The organism is Rhodococcus sp. WAY2 (genome assembly GCF_009859915.1).
Lineage (GTDB): Bacteria > Actinomycetota > Actinomycetes > Mycobacteriales > Mycobacteriaceae > Rhodococcus_F > Rhodococcus_F oxybenzonivorans.
Window position 1 is genome coordinate 726,961 of sequence record NZ_CP046572.1, and the last position, 15,662, is coordinate 742,622.

10 protein-coding genes and 4 rRNA genes are annotated in these 15,662 nt (G+C 60.5%); 10 read left to right on the plus strand and 4 right to left on the minus strand.

The genetic code is table 11. The features are described 5' to 3' along the window. Positions 1 to 136 precede the first annotated feature (136 nt). A 5S ribosomal RNA gene (rrf, locus tag GFS60_RS03470) occupies positions 137 to 253 on the plus strand. Between the two features lie 808 nt (positions 254 to 1,061). On the opposite strand, the gene GFS60_RS03475 is transcribed toward rrf (GFS60_RS03470), so the two are convergent. The 4 genes from GFS60_RS03475 to GFS60_RS03490 form a co-directional block, all read right to left on the minus strand. Continuing rightward, a complete protein-coding gene (locus tag GFS60_RS03475) occupies positions 1,062 to 1,625 on the minus strand; it encodes a dihydrofolate reductase family protein (RefSeq protein ID WP_159918995.1) in 564 nt (187 codons plus the stop codon). A 12-nt stretch (positions 1,626 to 1,637) separates the two neighbouring features. Next, complete coding sequence (locus GFS60_RS03480; protein WP_159918996.1) at positions 1,638 to 1,802, minus strand: hypothetical protein; 165 nt, start codon at positions 1,800 to 1,802, stop codon at positions 1,638 to 1,640. Between the two features lie 404 nt (positions 1,803 to 2,206). Then, entirely contained in the window at positions 2,207 to 2,653 is a 447-nt protein-coding gene (locus tag GFS60_RS03485) for a hypothetical protein (RefSeq protein WP_159918997.1), read from the minus strand. A 63-nt stretch (positions 2,654 to 2,716) separates the two neighbouring features. Next, positions 2,717 to 2,941 carry a hypothetical protein gene (locus GFS60_RS03490; RefSeq protein ID WP_159918998.1) on the minus strand — a complete coding sequence of 75 codons (225 nt, stop codon included), beginning with the start codon at positions 2,939 to 2,941 and terminating at the stop codon, positions 2,717 to 2,719. 2,050 nt (positions 2,942 to 4,991) lie between these two features. Here GFS60_RS03490 and GFS60_RS03495 point away from each other — a divergent pair. From GFS60_RS03495 to GFS60_RS03535, 9 genes are all read left to right on the plus strand, one after another. Beyond that, a 16S ribosomal RNA gene (locus GFS60_RS03495) occupies positions 4,992 to 6,509 on the plus strand. Positions 6,510 to 6,844: 335 nt separating this feature from the next. Next, a 23S ribosomal RNA gene (locus GFS60_RS03500) occupies positions 6,845 to 9,975 on the plus strand. Between the two features lie 156 nt (positions 9,976 to 10,131). Continuing rightward, positions 10,132 to 10,248, plus strand: a 5S ribosomal RNA gene (rrf, locus tag GFS60_RS03505). Together the 16S, 23S and 5S rRNA genes form the textbook arrangement of a ribosomal RNA operon. A 262-nt stretch (positions 10,249 to 10,510) precedes the next feature. After that, complete coding sequence (gene ehuB / locus GFS60_RS03510) at positions 10,511 to 11,356, plus strand: ectoine/hydroxyectoine ABC transporter substrate-binding protein EhuB (RefSeq protein WP_159926841.1); 846 nt, start codon at positions 10,511 to 10,513, stop codon at positions 11,354 to 11,356. Positions 11,357 to 11,374: 18 nt separating this feature from the next. Next, entirely contained in the window at positions 11,375 to 12,106 is a 732-nt protein-coding gene (ehuC, locus tag GFS60_RS03515) for an ectoine/hydroxyectoine ABC transporter permease subunit EhuC (protein WP_109326398.1), read from the plus strand. Then, entirely contained in the window at positions 12,103 to 12,747 is a 645-nt protein-coding gene (gene ehuD / locus GFS60_RS03520; protein ID WP_159918999.1) for an ectoine/hydroxyectoine ABC transporter permease subunit EhuD, read from the plus strand. The genes ehuC and ehuD overlap by 4 nt, the downstream gene beginning before the upstream one ends. Positions 12,748 to 12,766: 19 nt before the next feature. Beyond that, entirely contained in the window at positions 12,767 to 13,528 is a 762-nt protein-coding gene (gene ehuA, locus GFS60_RS03525; RefSeq protein ID WP_159919000.1) for an ectoine/hydroxyectoine ABC transporter ATP-binding protein EhuA, read from the plus strand. Between the two features lie 56 nt (positions 13,529 to 13,584). After that, complete coding sequence (locus GFS60_RS03530; RefSeq protein WP_159919001.1) at positions 13,585 to 14,232, plus strand: GntR family transcriptional regulator; 648 nt, start codon at positions 13,585 to 13,587, stop codon at positions 14,230 to 14,232. Continuing rightward, positions 14,229 to 15,494 carry an MFS transporter gene (locus GFS60_RS03535; protein WP_159919002.1) on the plus strand — a complete coding sequence of 422 codons (1,266 nt, stop codon included), beginning with the start codon at positions 14,229 to 14,231 and terminating at the stop codon, positions 15,492 to 15,494. The genes GFS60_RS03530 and GFS60_RS03535 overlap by 4 nt, the downstream gene beginning before the upstream one ends. Positions 15,495 to 15,662 lie beyond the last annotated feature (168 nt).

The following is a 15,662-nucleotide window of genomic DNA, read 5'->3' on the forward strand; positions in this document are numbered from 1 at the left end:
AAACAACACACACGATTCACCATGTTCTTCGGGGAATCGGGTGCGGGCGAAGCCCCCCACGTTTTGTGGATGGGTTCCGCGTGCACTCGAAAATTTTTCCCTCCGGAGGACGATGGGTGTGACAGTTTCATAGAGTTACGGCGGCCATAGCGGAGGGGAAACGCCCGGACCCATTCCGAACCCGGAAGCTAAGCCCTCCAGCGCCGATGGTACTGCACTCGACAGGGTGTGGGAGAGTAGGACACCGCCGAACATCCGTTACCGGAAGCCCCCCAACACCTGTTGGGGGGCTTCCGGCATTCCACCACAAAAAATCCAGTAGGTGAGCGCGCCGCATCCGGACGGATTTGATATATCGCGGGCGGTCAAGGGACGGTTTCCAATTCGAATCCCGGTTTCGCTTGACCAATGGAATCGATGTTGCTCGTGGAATAACTGCACCGATTGAGATCACGCCTTGTGGGCATTTGGGGTTGTGCCAGACAATGATTTGTCGGCGATATTTTGTCACGTAGGAGTTCGTCGGCTCGTTCAATGCGGTCTTGGTCACGGTCGTAATCGATGCTGCCTTCAGGCGCAAATGCGCGGTCACCGGCGTCATCAGTCGGCGCGGCCGGCCGAAACCGTTGTCGTACTATGACAGTGACTACATTGCACCAGTACCGATCGCGCGCACGACATCGTGGTGCCGACCAGACCCATACCGGACCTACGAAGAGTTCCGGGCCTCGGCCGCAGCCGGAATCCGCGGCGCCCAAAAGGCCATGAGGTAAATCTCATCCAGCGGCATACTGTTGAGCCGCGGACAAAGAGAGATTTGCAGCAGTCATCTGCGACGCCAGAGCTCCGCGCTCGGCTTCGCTACCGCCGAGAGTGCCAGCGGCATTTGTGACTGACTTCGTTCCGGCAACCGAAAATTGGCCTCTGGGTTGGCCTCGTCACCGAATGCCTCAACCAGCGGCCAAAGGGGTTGTTCGAGGTGATGAAAGCAATAAAAAGACCCGTGGATCGATTTTGCCGTTGGCTGGCGTGTCCCTCATGTGGTCAGCGGGACGAGTCGGCTAGCGGGCTACGCGGTAGCGGAGGTAGACCACTTTCGAATTGAGGGTGCGGGACTCGAGGAGGTCGAGGTTCACCCGATGCTGGCGTTGAGGAAAGAAGGTGCGGCCGCCGCCCAGCAGCACTGGGTAGACCCTGGCCCGGTACTCGTCGATGAGACCCAAGGCGGCCGCCTCGGCGGCGAGAGTCGCTCCGCCGATCGCGATGTCGCCCACCGCCGGTTCGGCTCGCAATCGCTCGATCTCATCCGCCAGACCGCTGGACGCGAGGCGGGCGTTTCCCTGCACCGCCGACAGCGTGGTGGAGAACACCAACTTCGGGAGCCCCCTCCAAAGCGCGGCGAATTCGAGCGTTGAGTAGTCGAGCGACGGGTTCTGGTCGGCGGTCTCCCAGTACAGCATGGTCTCGTACAGCCGTCGTCCGAGCAGATGGACGCCGACCCGGCGTACCTCGTCAGTGGCGAGGTTGAAGACCTCTTGGTCGGGTGAGCTCCAGTCGAAGGACCCGTCCGGCCCGACGACGTAGCCGTCCAGCGACACGGCCATCGAGTAGGTCACGCTGCGCATCAGGAGCTCCCCTCAGTAGCGGATTCGACTCCATGGTGAGTTGACCATCGCGCGACCAGTCGTGTCACGCGACTTGCCGATGAACTCCTGATTCGTGGTCGTCGGGTTTCCGACGAGGACGCCCTTCTCGAACTTCGCGTCGGCGCGGACGAGGGTGACGAGGTGGGGTGCGTTCACGGCACGCCATCCGGGTGGGTGGGCTCATGAGTGTGAACACCTTCGCAATACCGGCCGCGAAGGTGCCGGGTCCCTTGGTGACCCAGTGCCGGAGCCGCACGGTGGTGAAGGTCGGCTTGATCGGGTGGTGTGCAGGTGGATCCAGTGCTCGGCCGATAGTCATAGAAGAGAAGGCGAGCAGCACATTGAGGTGGTCGGTGACCTTTGCGGTCGCCTTGGTGCACTTGGAGGTGTAGTCGTCGGCGAACGTCTTCGCCGCGGCCCGGGCGTGCTCCTTATTCTTTGGCGTTCCAGATCTCGGCTAGTGCAGCCTTCGCGCCAGGCTGGGCGAACCTGGGCAGCGCGTTGAGCACGTTGGCGATCTTGTGGAACCAACACCGCTGCTCGCGGGTGTCGGGGAGCACCTACCGCAGGGCAACCCAGAACCGCCGACGCCGATGCGAGTACCGGGGCCCGCAACCTGCGACGCTTGCACGAGCGGAGCAGGTCGAGCCAGGGCTCCGAAAATTCGCGTTGTCCGTCGTCGAAGGAGACCAGTTCCCTGGTGCCGTCAGCACGCACGCGACGATGACCAGCAGGCACACCTTGGTCCTGCGCGAGTCGGACCTCGGGTGGATCCCGTCGACCCCCCACATGCAGACGAAGTCGGTGACCGTCAGCGAGCACTTGTTGAACGCCTTAGCCTCCTCCTGCCAGTGCCTGGTCATCCGGGTGATGGTGGCCGTCGACAGGCCGCTGCTGCTGCCAAGGAACTGCCCCAACGCCGGGCCGAAGTCCGAGGAGTACAGGCCATGCGGGTACAGCAGCGGCATCACCGCGGCGACCTCGGCCTGCAGTGCCGCCGCGAGCATCAATCTCGCTCGGGAGGTGCGCCAGCTTCAGGTCACCCGCCGAGGGTGATCCACAGATTTTGATTATCGCTCGGTGGTGATCGAGCGGTGCTCACCCTCGAAGGCGCGGATCGCGAGCCGATCGACAGAAGGTCTTGCTCTGCCGGGCGGTCCGAAGACCACGTTGCCTTTCGCGGTCACGAAGCCGAGGGTTCCCGGGTGCGCGAAGGTGTCTCGCTCGGGGCCGCGGGCGTAGTCGAAGTCGAAGTCCTTCAACGAGTTGCGGGCGGGGAATCGCGCAGCCCGCATCCGCGCTCCACCGTCGTGGCTTCCATGGCCGGGACCTCCCGCTGCAGACCTGCGACCAGGAATACTTCGTGGGTCCAGTTCTCAGGGCGGGCGCGCTCGATCAATCGGCCGGCAACGCCACGCAGGGTCGGCTCTTTCAGAGCGCGGGGAGGATGCTCAACCGCGCTGTCAGGTCCCGATCCGACGTTCTGGTATTCGCGGTCATTTAGCCACCGCTCCGTCGTAGTCGCGATCCATCTCCGTGGTCCGGCCTGTCGGTAGACCAATGCGATGCGGTCCCGGCATAGTGCCGCAGGGGCTTTCACATGATCGGGGTTGCAGATGTTTGTTGTGTCGCCGTTGGAGTCGAGGCGGATGTAGTGATCGCGGGCCAACCGGGTCAACTGCTTCCCCCCGGTGACTGGGGGACCGGGGGCAGGGCGAGCATCGAAGCCCTGGTCGGCGTCGATCCGTTGCCGCGGAAACCCTGCTGGGTCGGTTCGCGTTTTGCGTGTGCCGACATGACCGGCCAGCGCCTTCGCCATCCCGCACCAGCACCCTGGGCGCCGTACCGAGGCTGATGGAGGCGAAGGCCTATCGCAGTGAGTCACCAATCAAACTGTCGCGCAATAGCGTTCGGCGACCTCATGTTCTCGGATCAAAAGGCTTCCTTGTCTATGGTCGTTCGAGGTGGCTCGGTTCAATGCCCCTACCGACTCCTCGTCCCGGCATCACCCGGTTGGCCGTGCGTGCCGAGGAGTCTCCTGGGAAGTTGAGAACGCCCAGCGCCGTATGACGCGAAGACGTCTGCGTTCATGACTGGTTTCTCCAAGTCGGCGCCGACCAACGGCACGGTCACCTGCACGGCCGGGGTGTCGGAATCGGCGTATTCATCAGCGGCTTGGGCAGATACCAGCGGCCGCATCGCTGGAATCCGCTGGCCCCTCCGGAAGGCGGGAACTGAGGTCTGCTGCGCCGCTTTGGAAGGTTCGAGTGCGTCCTCGGTCCCGGTCCTTTGCCGCGGTCACCGGGTGCGTTATCTCAGTCACCACGCTGAGAGCAGACGCCGACATACGCGGGCAGCGTGACTGCATCGAAGGTCTGCCCGCGCTGCTTCGCTAGGTATCCGACCCTGTCGCGCTCGATGAGCCGGCGTTCTGGCGATTGGTGATTCCCGTACTCACCTCAGGAGTGCGGACTCCATGGTTGTCGACACTTCACTGGGTGCAGTTGGATGTTTCGACGGCCGCACGAAGGGCGCTCGGTCATTCTTCGACGGCATCCTTCTGACTGCCGCCGAAGATGAAGACTAAGCCCTCTGCGTCGCATTCACGTCTACCCGCTCGCTATGGGCTGGGCTGCCCCCGAGGCCGAAGAGCTGTAGCGGTCTCGATCGCTCTCGGCTCGTTGTTCAGGGTGACCATGTCGTCCGATCAATCCCGCTCCACCGGCGGGCTGGATGGTTGCCTCGTTCGGCGCGACCAGCCTCGGCCAGAACATGGATGAAGCAGGTGAGTTCGGGTTCCGCATCGGGGCCGAGAGCTCTCAGAAGGTCATAATCCGGTTGCGACCTGGCGATTTGGAATGTACGCCCCTGTCGCGTAACTTATTCGAAGTCAGAGCGACACGGACACCGACCCCGGCCGGAAGGCGGGGGACACGAGGTTGGACGAAGGCGCCTGAACTTCCCGAAGATGCTGATCTTGATTGGTGTGTTCGAGATGTCCTGGAGGTTCCCGTTTGCATCGGGGGTTGGCAGGAGTTAGGCTGGAGCGGTTGCCCCGGATCGGTCGGAATGTTGTCTTCGGGTGTGATGGTGTGTGCGTGTTCTTTGAGAACTCAACAGTGTGTCGATGAATGTCAGTGCCAAATGTTTTTGGTACTCCGCATCACGGGTGATCGGCTGGGCCTTTTGGGGTTTGGTTGTGAGTGGTGTGGGTATTTGCTGGCTCTTTCTCCTTCTTCCGTCGGAGAGGGGGTCGGTGTTTGATTGAGCTAGTTTGAGTTTTTGATCGCTAGTGATTTGACTCGATGTCTATGACTGATTGGGGTTCGCCTCTTTCTAGAGTCTTCAACGGAGAGTTTGATCCTGGCTCAGGACGAACGCTGGCGGCGTGCTTAACACATGCAAGTCGAGCGGTAAGGCCCTTCGGGTACACGAGCGGCGAACGGGTGAGTAACACGTGGGTGATCTGCCCTGCACTTCGGGATAAGCCCGGAAAACTGGGTCTAATACCGGATACGACCTTCGGCTGCATGGCTGGGGTGGAAAGGTTTACTGGTGCAGGATGGGCCCGCGGCCTATCAGCTTGTTGGTGGGGTAATGGCCTACCAAGGCGACGACGGGTAGCCGACCTGAGAGGGTGACCGGCCACACTGGGACTGAGACACGGCCAGACTCCTACGGGAGGCAGCAGTGGGGAATATTGCACAATGGGCGAAAGCCTGATGCAGCGACGCCGCGTGAGGGATGAAGGCCTTCGGGTTGTAAACCTCTTTCAGCAGGGACGAAGCGCAAGTGACGGTACCTGCAGAAGAAGCACCGGCTAACTACGTGCCAGCAGCCGCGGTAATACGTAGGGTGCAAGCGTTGTCCGGAATTACTGGGCGTAAAGAGTTCGTAGGCGGTTTGTCGCGTCGTTTGTGAAAACTCACAGCTCAACTGTGAGCTTGCAGGCGATACGGGCAGACTTGAGTACTGCAGGGGAGACTGGAATTCCTGGTGTAGCGGTGAAATGCGCAGATATCAGGAGGAAAACACCGGTGGCGAAGGCGGGTCTCTGGGGCAGTAACTGACGCTGAGGAACGAAAAGCGTGGGTAGCGAACAGGATTAGATACCCTGGTAGTCCACGCCGTAAACGGTGGGCGCTAGGTGTGGGTTCCTTCCACGGAATCTGTGCCGTAGCTAACGCATTAAGCGCCCCGCCTGGGGAGTACGGCCGCAAGGCTAAAACTCAAAGGAATTGACGGGGGCCCGCACAAGCGGCGGAGCATGTGGATTAATTCGATGCAACGCGAAGAACCTTACCTGGGTTTGACATATACCGGAAAGCCGTAGAGATACGGCCCCCCTTGTGGTCGGTATACAGGTGGTGCATGGCTGTCGTCAGCTCGTGTCGTGAGATGTTGGGTTAAGTCCCGCAACGAGCGCAACCCTTGTCTTATGTTGCCAGCACGTAATGGTGGGGACTCGTAAGAGACTGCCGGGGTCAACTCGGAGGAAGGTGGGGACGACGTCAAGTCATCATGCCCCTTATGTCCAGGGCTTCACACATGCTACAATGGCCAGTACAGAGGGCTGCGAGACCGTGAGGTGGAGCGAATCCCTTAAAGCTGGTCTCAGTTCGGATCGGGGTCTGCAACTCGACCCCGTGAAGTCGGAGTCGCTAGTAATCGCAGATCAGCAACGCTGCGGTGAATACGTTCCCGGCCTTGTACACACCGCCCGTCACGTCATGAAAGTCGGTAACACCCGAAGCCGGTGGCCTAACCCCTTGTGGGAGGGAGCCGTCGAAGGTGGGATCGGCGATTGGGACGAAGTCGTAACAAGGTAGCCGTACCGGAAGGTGCGGCTGGATCACCTCCTTTCTAAGGAGCATCTCCAGTCATGTACCGCTGAACAGTCAGTGGATGATGGTCTGGCAGAGGCCATTTCGGATGCGTATGTTATCCGGTGGTTGCTCATGGGTGGATCGCTGACAAGTATTGGTTCTCAACTGCGGCCTGTGTGCTGGTGGGAGGGCGAATTATATCGACATACTGTTGGGTCCTGAGGGAACACGTGAGTGTTTTTTCTTTCAGGGAAGTGACGATCCGGTTCGGATGTCAGGCAGACCGCATCACTTTTGGTGTGGGCATGGTGCTGGCGGAGTTCGAGGCGGGTGTGTTGTTTGAGAACTGCACAGTGGACGCGAGCATCTTTGTTGTAAGTAATGAAGAGCGTACGGTGGATGCCTTGGCACCAGGAGCCGATGAAGGACGTAGGAGGCTGCGATAAGCCTCGGGGAGCTGTCAACCGAGCTGAGATCCGAGGATGTCCGAATGGGGAAACCCAGCACGAGTGATGTCGTGTTACCCGCATCTGAATATATAGGGTGTGTGGAGGGAACGTGGGGAAGTGAAACATCTCAGTACCCACAGGAAGAAGAAAACAATAGTGATTCCGTGAGTAGTGGCGAGCGAAAGCGGAAGAGGCTAAACCATGGATGTGTGATAGCCGGCAGGCGTTGCATTCGTGGGGTTGTGGGGTTCATCTTGTCAATGCTGCCGTGTTGGCCGACAGTAAGAAATCATGGTGTTAGTGGAAGTGGTCTGGAACGGCCTGTCGTAGAGGGTGAGAATCCCGTACACGAAAACATTGTGACTGTCGTGATGGAAACCCAAGTAGCACCGGGCCCGTGAAATCTGGTGTGAATCTGTCGGGACCACCCGATAAGCCTGAATACTCCCTGGTGACCGATAGCGGACTAGTACCGTGAGGGAAAGGTGAAAAGTACCCCGGGAGGGGAGTGAAATAGTACCTGAAACCGTGCGCTTACAATCCGTCAAAGCCTTCGAGTGACTTGTCACTGGGGGTGATGGCGTGCCTTTTGAAGAATGAGCCTGCGAGTTAGTGGCATGTCGCGAGGTTAACCCGTGTGGGGTAGCCGTAGCGAAAGCGAGTCCGAATAGGGCGTTCATAGTGGCATGTTCTAGACCCGAAGCGGAGTGATCTACCCATGGCCAGGTTGAAGCGACGGTAAGACGTCGTGGAGGACCGAACCCACTTTAGGTTGAAAACTGAGGGGATGAGTTGTGGGTAGGGGTGAAAGGCAATCAAACTCCGTGATAGCTGGTTCTCCCCGAAATGCATTTAGGTGCAGCGTCGCGTGTTTCTCATCGGAGGTAGAGCTACTGGATGGTCTAGGGGGCCCACAAGCTTACCGAAATCAGCCAAACTCCGAATGCCGGTGAGTGAGAGCGCGGCAGTGAGACTGCGGGCGATAAGGTTCGTAGTCGAGAGGGAAACAGCCCAGATCGCCAGCTAAGGTCCCTAAGCGTGTACTAAGTGGAAAAGGATGTGGGGTCGCGAAGACAACCAGGAGGTTGGCTTAGAAGCAGCCACCCTTGAAAGAGTGCGTAATAGCTCACTGGTCAAGTGATCCTGCGCCGACAATGTAGCGGGGCTCAAGTACACCACCGAAGCTGCGGCATTCACACAATGCACCCCCATTTTCTGCGGGAGGGTGGGCAGTGGTGTGGATGGGTAGGGGAGCGTCGTGTGGCCATGGAAGCGGCGGGGTGACCCAGCCGTGGAGGCCACACGAGTGAGAATGCAGGCATGAGTAGCGAAAGACGAGTGAGAAACTCGTCCGCCGAATGACCAAGGGTTCCTGGGCCAGGTTAATCCGCCCAGGGTGAGTCGGGACCTAAGACGAGGCCGACAGCGTAGCCGATGGACAACGGGTTGATATTCCCGTACCCGTGTGAACGCGCCCCTGGTGAATCAGTGATACTAACCACCCTGAAACCGCGTGTGGACCTTCGGGTTCGTGCGTGGTGGATGCGTGGGACCTGATCTGGTAGTAGCCAAGCGATGGGGTGACGCAGGAAGGTAGCTGAGCCAGTCAGTGGTAATACTGTGTAAGCCTGTAGGAGTAGTGACCTAGGCAAATCCGGGTCACACATATCCTGCGAGGTGACGCATAGCCGAATGAGGCGAATTCAGTGATCCTATGCTGCCGAGAAAAGCCTCTAGCGAGCTTTCACACGGCCCGTACCCCACCGACACAGGTGGTCAGGTAGAGAATACTAAGGCGATCGAGATAACTATGGTTAAGGAACTCGGCAAAATGCCCCCGTAACTTCGGGAGAAGGGGGCCTCGTCTGGTGATCACTCTTGCAGTGTGAGCTGGGTGGGCCCGCAGAGACCAGTGAGAAGCGACTGTTTACTAAAAACACAGGTCCGTGCGAAGTCGTAAGACGATGTATACGGACTGACGCCTGCCCGGTGCTGGAAGGTTAAGAGGACCGGTTTAGCCATTTCGGTGGCGAAGCTGAGAATTTAAGCCCCAGTAAACGGCGGTAACTATAACCATCCTAAGGTAGCGAAATTCCTTGTCGGGTAAGTTCCGACCTGCACGAATGGCGTAACGACTTCTCAGCTGTCTCAACCATAGACTCGGCGAAATTGCATTACGAGTAAAGATGCTCGTTACGCGCGCAGGACGAAAAGACCCCGGGACCTTCACTACAGCTTGGTATTGGTGTTCGGTTCGGTTTGTGTAGGATAGGTGGGAGACTGTGAAGCGCTCACGCCAGGTGAGTGTGGAGTCGTTGTTGAAATACCACTCTGATCGTATTGGACCTCTAACCTCGACCATGATCTGGTTCAGGGACAGTGCCTGGTGGGTAGTTTAACTGGGGCGTTGCCTCCCAAAAATGTAACGGAGGCGCCCAAAGGTTCCTCAGCCTGGTTGGCAATCAGGTGTCGAGTGCAAGTGCACAAGGGAGCTTGACTGTGAGACTGACAAGTCGAGGCAGGGACGAAAGTCGGGACTAGTGATCCGGCCACCGGCAAGTGGAAGCGGTGTCGCTCAACGGATAAAAGGTACCCCGGGGATAACAGGCTGATCTTCCCCAAGAGTCCATATCGACGGATGGTTTGGGCACCTCGAATGTCGGCTCGTCGCATCCTGGGGGCTGGAGTAGGTCCCAAGGGTTGGGCTGTTCGCCCATTAAAGCGCACGCGAGCTGGGTTTAGAACGTCGTGAGACAGTTCGGTCTCTATCCGCCGCGCGCGTTAGAAACTTGAGGAAGGCTGTCCCTAGTACGAGAGGACCGGGACGGACGAACCTCTGGTGTGCCAGTTGTTCCACCAGGAGCACCGCTGGTTAGCTACGTTCGGAAGGGATAACCGCTGAAAGCATCTAAGCGGGAAGCCTGTTCCAAGATGAGGTTTCTCACCCCTCGAGGGGTAAGGCCCCCGGCACAGACCACCGGGTTGATAGGCCAGAACTGGAAGCCCAGTAATGGGTGTAGGTGACTGGTACTAATAGGCCGAGGACTTACCACAAAGAAGCTACGCGTCCACTGTGCAGTATCTGAAACAACACACAGATACCCTTTTCCCTTTTACGGAACCCCCGACAAGTTCCGCACCCACCCGGGTGCGTGGCCACGGAGGGGAAACCGGCAAAGGGACGATGGGTGTGTGACAGTTTCATAGAGTTACGGCGGCCATAGCGGAGGGGAAACGCCCGGCCCCATTCCGAACCCGGAAGCTAAGCCCTCCAGCGCCGATGGTACTGCACTCGACAGGGTGTGGGAGAGTAGGACACCGCCGAACATCCGTTACCGGAAGCCCCCCAACACCTGTTGGGGGGCTTCCGGCATTCCACCACAATTCCTTTCGCCGACGTTCATCGCGCTGCGGCAAATTCCGTCGTTTAGCGCGCAGTGACTCGTTCGCCTGCGTAACGTGACCCGGGCAGATCCGAGTCGGATCGTGCCACGTGGTGCGCCCGGCCGGATCACCCAGGCAACGAAGGGAATCTGTGGTGAGCAGCACCAACTCGAAACGACGTCCTACGGTCCGGGCCGCTGTCGCAATGGCGGGACTCGTCGTAGCAGCGGGCTCGGTCGCAGGGTGCACGAAGACCGACTCGAGCAGCGGCGAATCACTACTGGAACAGCTCCGTTCCGAGGGAACGGTGACCGTGGGATTCGCCGGCGAGGCCCCGTACAGCTTCGAGCAGGACGGGAAGCTGACCGGCGCCACCGTGGCCCTGCACCGGGAAATCTTCAAGAACCTCGGAATAGCCAATGTCGAAGGCGTCAGCACCGACTTCGGAGCCCTCATTCCAGGACTGCAGGCGCGCCGATTCGACGTTGTCAGTGCCGGAATGTCCATCCTTCCGCAGCGCTGCGAACAAGCAGCGTTCAGCGAGCCCGAATTCAACTACACGACAGCGCTGATGGTGCCCAAGGGCAATCCGGCGAAGCTCACCGACATGCAGTCGGTCAAAGACAGCGGCGTCCGGATGGCCGCCATGACCGGCGCAATCGAGTCCGACTACGCACAGGACCTCGGCATCGAGGCTACACAAGTGGCATCCCCGCAGGATGGCATGGATGCCATCGCCAATGGCCGCGCCGACGTCTTCGCACTGACGGGAATCTCGCTGAACTGGCTGGCGCAGAACAACCCGCAAGTGCCTGTGGAGGTGACTGATTCCTTTGTCGCAGAAATCAACGGGGTCCCCCAGGTAGGCGCCGGCGGCACCGTCTTTCGTAAGGAAGACACCGAGCTGAGGGACGCCTACAACACCGAACTGGCAAAGATCACGGCGGACAAGGACAAGTACCTTTCTATCGTCGGTCCCTTCGGATTCACCGAGGCAGAGCTTCCCGATCCGCAACTGACCACGGCGAAGCTGTGCGAAGGGCAGGGCTGAGTCGGACGGGACTCTGTTGTGAAGGAGGATTTCGATGCCCTCTTCGATGCCTGGCCGGGCATCCAGGAGGGAATCATCATCACCCTCGAACTCACTGCGGGAGGTGCTCTCCTTGCCTTCGTGCTTGCAGTGGTGCTCGGGTTGGCAGCTCGTTCACACCAGGTAATCGTCAGAGGTTCGGCGCGGGTTTTCATCGAGTTCTTCCGCGGCACGTCACTGCTGGTGCAGTTGTTCTGGCTTTTCTACGTGGTTCCGCTCTTCGGATATCTCATCGACCCCGTACTGTGTGGGATACTCGCCCTCGGCCTCAACTATGGCGCCTACGGAGCGGAAGTTGTGCGGGGAGCGATTAATTCGGTACCGCAGTCGCAATGGGAAGCTGCCACGGCGTTGGATTTCACGCACTGGCAGAGGCTTCGACGGGTGGTGTTTCCACAGGCCTGGGCCGAGATGATTCCTCCCCTGACGAATCTTCTGATCCAACTGCTCAAGGGCACTGCCCTGGCCAGTTACATCCTGCTGCAGGACCTGACATTCGAGATAGATCAACTTCGGCGTACGACGGGCAACACGCTCTTCGCGTTCGGGGTCGGGCTCGTCATCTACTTCGTTATCGGCTACGTGCTGACGCTGTTGATGAATGCGCTCGAGGTTCGGGCGAAGAACAGGCTGGGTACCGGTCCCTCTTTGCGTGAGATCTTCTCGCTGGCGCCCTCGGACCCGCGCGGACTGGAGGCTGCTGAAAAATGAGCGTCCAGTGGAGTTGGGATCGCGCGTTCGAGGCGCTACCCGTGTTGCTCGACGGATTCAAGATCACCCTCGTCGCAACCGTATTGGGCTTCCTCATATCCGTGGTGCTCGGCCTTGTCATCGCGCTGATCCGGCAGGCCGCCCCGCGCTGGATCGCAATGCCGGTGCGGGCGGTGAGCGAATTCATCCGTCTCACACCCCTCGTCGTGCAGTTGCTGTTCGTCTATTACACGTTTACGGCACTGTCACCCTTGCAGATCGGGGTAGTGGTCCTCGGCATCCACTACTCGACCTACATGGCGGAGGTGTATCGGGCAGGGATCGAGGCGGTACCCGTCGGCCAGTGGGAGGCAGCGAGAGCACTGTCCATTGCACCGGCCCGTACGTGGCGGGCGATCATCCTGCCGCAGGCAATCCGCCGGGTAGTCCCGGCTCTCGGGAACTATGCCGTGTCGATGTTCAAGGACACCCCGTTGCTGTTCGCGATCACGGTGATCGAAATGGTGACAGCGGCCCAGCAATTCGGTGCCCGGCATTTTCAGTACCTCGAGCCGTTGACCCTCGCCGGCGTGATCTTCCTGATCGCCAGTTACCCGACCTCCCTGCTCATACGGCGATTGGAGAAGCGTCTTGCCGGATAAAGCGAAGTCAGGCACCCCGATGATCAGGTTCGACGACGTCGTGAAGCGGTTCGGCGACCACGTCGTGCTCGATCACCTCGACTTCCAGGTGGAGCGTGGCGACCGGGTCACGTTGATCGGCCCGAGTGGTTCGGGTAAGACGACGATTCTGCGATTGCTCATGACCCTCGAAAAGGTGAATGACGGCATCATCTGGGTCGACGGGGCGCGCCTCACTCACGAGGAGCGGGGAGGCAAACTCGTCCCGGCGTCGGAGAAGTACATTCGTCGCATACGGCGTCGGATCGGAATGGTTTTTCAGCAATTCAACCTGTTCCCCAACATGAACGTGATCGAAAACATTACCGAGGCACCCATCCACGTCCTCGGGCTCGACAAGGCGGCGGCAGTAACGCGCGCCCGTGAACTGCTCGACACAGTAGGGCTGTCGGACAAGGAGACAGCGCATCCGACGCAGCTGTCCGGTGGCCAACAGCAGCGGGTTGCGATCGCCCGAGCGCTGGCGATGGATCCCGACATCCTGCTGCTCGACGAGGTGACGTCGGCTCTCGATCCGGAGTTGGTGGCGGACGTGCTGGACGTCTTGAGGAACGTGGCCCTCACCACGGACATCACGATGCTCATCGTCACACATGAGATGCAATTCGCACGCGACGTATCGAACCGGGTGATGATGTTCGACGCCGGCCGCATCGTGGAAGAGGGGGATCCGGTAACCATGTTCTCCGCACCGAAACACGAGCGGACCAAGACGTTCCTCAAGGCTGTGCTGGCCGACTGAGCCGGGGTCCGATGAGCCGCTCTAGCAGCGGGGGCGTATAAATACATCTTGTGTCTATGTTGTATTCGGCCGCGGAGCAGGTATACCGCGAGGTGAAGGAGCTCATCCTGTCGGGTGGGCTGCCCGGTGGTGAGTTGATCAGCGAAGGCGAGATCGCGGAGCGCATGGGCCTCAGTCGCACACCCGTCCGCGAGGCCTTTCTTCGTCTCGAGGCCGAGGGATGGATGCGGTTGTATCCGAAGCGGGGCGCTCTCGTCGTCGCGGTGGCCGAGGGGGAAGCCGAGCACATCGTCGATGCGCGACAGCTCGTCGAGACACACGCCGTTCGGATCCTGGCGGAGCGGCCGCACACACGTGAGGTGCTTGTCGCCCGGCTGCGCGCCAATCTCGAGGAACAGCGGCAGATCGCCGCACGAGGCGATGTGGCTGCCTTCAGTGCGTCGGATGCCGACTTTCATCGCCTGATCGTCGATGCCGCCGAGAATCCACTGCTCGCGACGTTCTACTCGAGCCTTCGGGAGCGGCAGCGCCGGATGACCGCCCACTCGATCACCCGCGACCCCGGGCAATTGCCGAGGATTCTCGCGGAGCACGAGCAGTTGACCGATCTGGTGAACGACGGTGACGCGGACGGGTTCGAGGCAGCGGTGCTCGCCCACATGCGTCGAGTTCACGCTCTGAATCCGAGGGGAGTGGCTCGATGACCTCCGTGCGCGAGTCGCAAGCCGCACTGCCCGACACCGTGGTGTCCACGCGGGTGTGGTTGCAGGTCGCCGCGACGATGTTCGCGGTCGCGTGGGGAGGCAACGAATTCACGCCGCTCCTGGGCATGTACCGCGCCGACCACGGTTTCTCGCCGGTGACCGTCGACCTCTTCTTGTTCGCCTACGTTCTCGGGATCGTTCCCGCCCTCCTCCTGGGCGGACCCCTGTCCGACCGGCTCGGCAGGCGTCCGATTCTGCTGCCCGCCCCGGTGCTGACGGTGGCAGGTTCGGTACTGCTCGCACTCGGCGCGGACTCCGCGGCCATGCTGATCGCAGGCCGCATCCTGTGCGGCGTCGCGCTCGGGCTCGGAATGGCAGTAGGGGGAAGCTGGGTGAAGGAGCTGTCGACCGCGCCGTGGGATCCCACGGCGACGGAAGGAGCCGGTGCCAGACGGGCCGCGATGAGCCTCACCGGTGGGTTCGGTCTGGGCGCCGGGGCCGCCGGCGTCCTCGCGCAGTGGGCACCACTGCCCAGTGTCCTGTCGTACCTCGTCCACAGCGCAATCGCCATCGCCGCGGCCATCGCACTGGTGCGTGCACCGGAAACCCGTGCAGCTCAACCGCTCTCCGAGCGGGTGTCGCTCGCTCGGGATCTGGCGATTCCCTCGGCGGCACACCGGCGTTTCCTTCTCGTCATCGCACCCCTCGCCCCTTGGGTGTTCGGGACCGCGGCCGCCGCGTATGCGGTACTTCCGGCGCTCATGTCCCAGCACGGCGGTGGGGTGCCCCTCGCGTTCTCGGCACTGATGTGCATGGTGGGCTTAGGGTCCGGCTTCGCGATCCAGGCGCTGGGCCGCAAGATCGATACGCCTCGCAATACGCGAGCAGTCGTCGTTGCCCTCGTCTTCGTCATAGCTGGGATGGCGATGGCAGCGGCCGCGTCTTCCACGTTGACCGTTCCGCTCGCACTCGTCGCTGCGGTGGTGCTGGGTTGCGGATACGGGATGGCCTTGGTGTCCGGGCTGCAGGAAATTCAGCGCATTGCCGGACCCGACGATTTGGCCGGCCTGACCGCGGTGTTCTACTCCCTCACCTATCTGGGCTTCGCGATGCCTGCGGCAATGGCATTTCTCTCCGAGAATTTCGCCGCGGTGACCTACCCGCGAATGTTTACCTTCGGCGCCATCGCGGCCGCGGGATGTCTCCTCCTCGCCGTCGTCCACTGGCGCTCGCATCTGCCCTCTGCCCGCGAAAGCTCGTAACAGCGTGCGCCACCGAATCGGTCGGTGGGGCGCACGCGGAAGGGCACAGTTTGGTTTCGGTTCGACGCATCGGAGAACTCAACTCTTAACCTGAGCCTCAGCCGTATACATTTGCCACATTCCGCTCGGCTGGGGTCCACGGTAGGGAGCAACGTGCAGAAATCTGAT

What these genes read in the sequence shown, in the direction of transcription:
- ehuA (WP_159919000.1), top strand. Translation starts at nt 12,767, where the DNA reads ATGATCAGGTTCGACGACGTCGTGAAGCGGTTCGGCGACCACGTCGTG.
- GFS60_RS03490 (WP_159918998.1), bottom strand. Translation starts at nt 2,941, where the DNA reads ATGCGGGCTGCGCGATTCCCCGCCCGCAACTCGTTGAAGGACTTCGAC.
- GFS60_RS03475 (WP_159918995.1), bottom strand. Translation starts at nt 1,625, where the DNA reads ATGCGCAGCGTGACCTACTCGATGGCCGTGTCGCTGGACGGCTACGTC.
- GFS60_RS03530 (WP_159919001.1), top strand. Translation starts at nt 13,585, where the DNA reads ATGTTGTATTCGGCCGCGGAGCAGGTATACCGCGAGGTGAAGGAGCTC.
- ehuD (WP_159918999.1), top strand. Translation starts at nt 12,103, where the DNA reads ATGAGCGTCCAGTGGAGTTGGGATCGCGCGTTCGAGGCGCTACCCGTG.
- ehuB (WP_159926841.1), top strand. Translation starts at nt 10,511, where the DNA reads ATGGCGGGACTCGTCGTAGCAGCGGGCTCGGTCGCAGGGTGCACGAAG.
- GFS60_RS03485 (WP_159918997.1), bottom strand. Translation starts at nt 2,653, where the DNA reads ATGCTCGCGGCGGCACTGCAGGCCGAGGTCGCCGCGGTGATGCCGCTG.
- GFS60_RS03535 (WP_159919002.1), top strand. Translation starts at nt 14,229, where the DNA reads ATGACCTCCGTGCGCGAGTCGCAAGCCGCACTGCCCGACACCGTGGTG.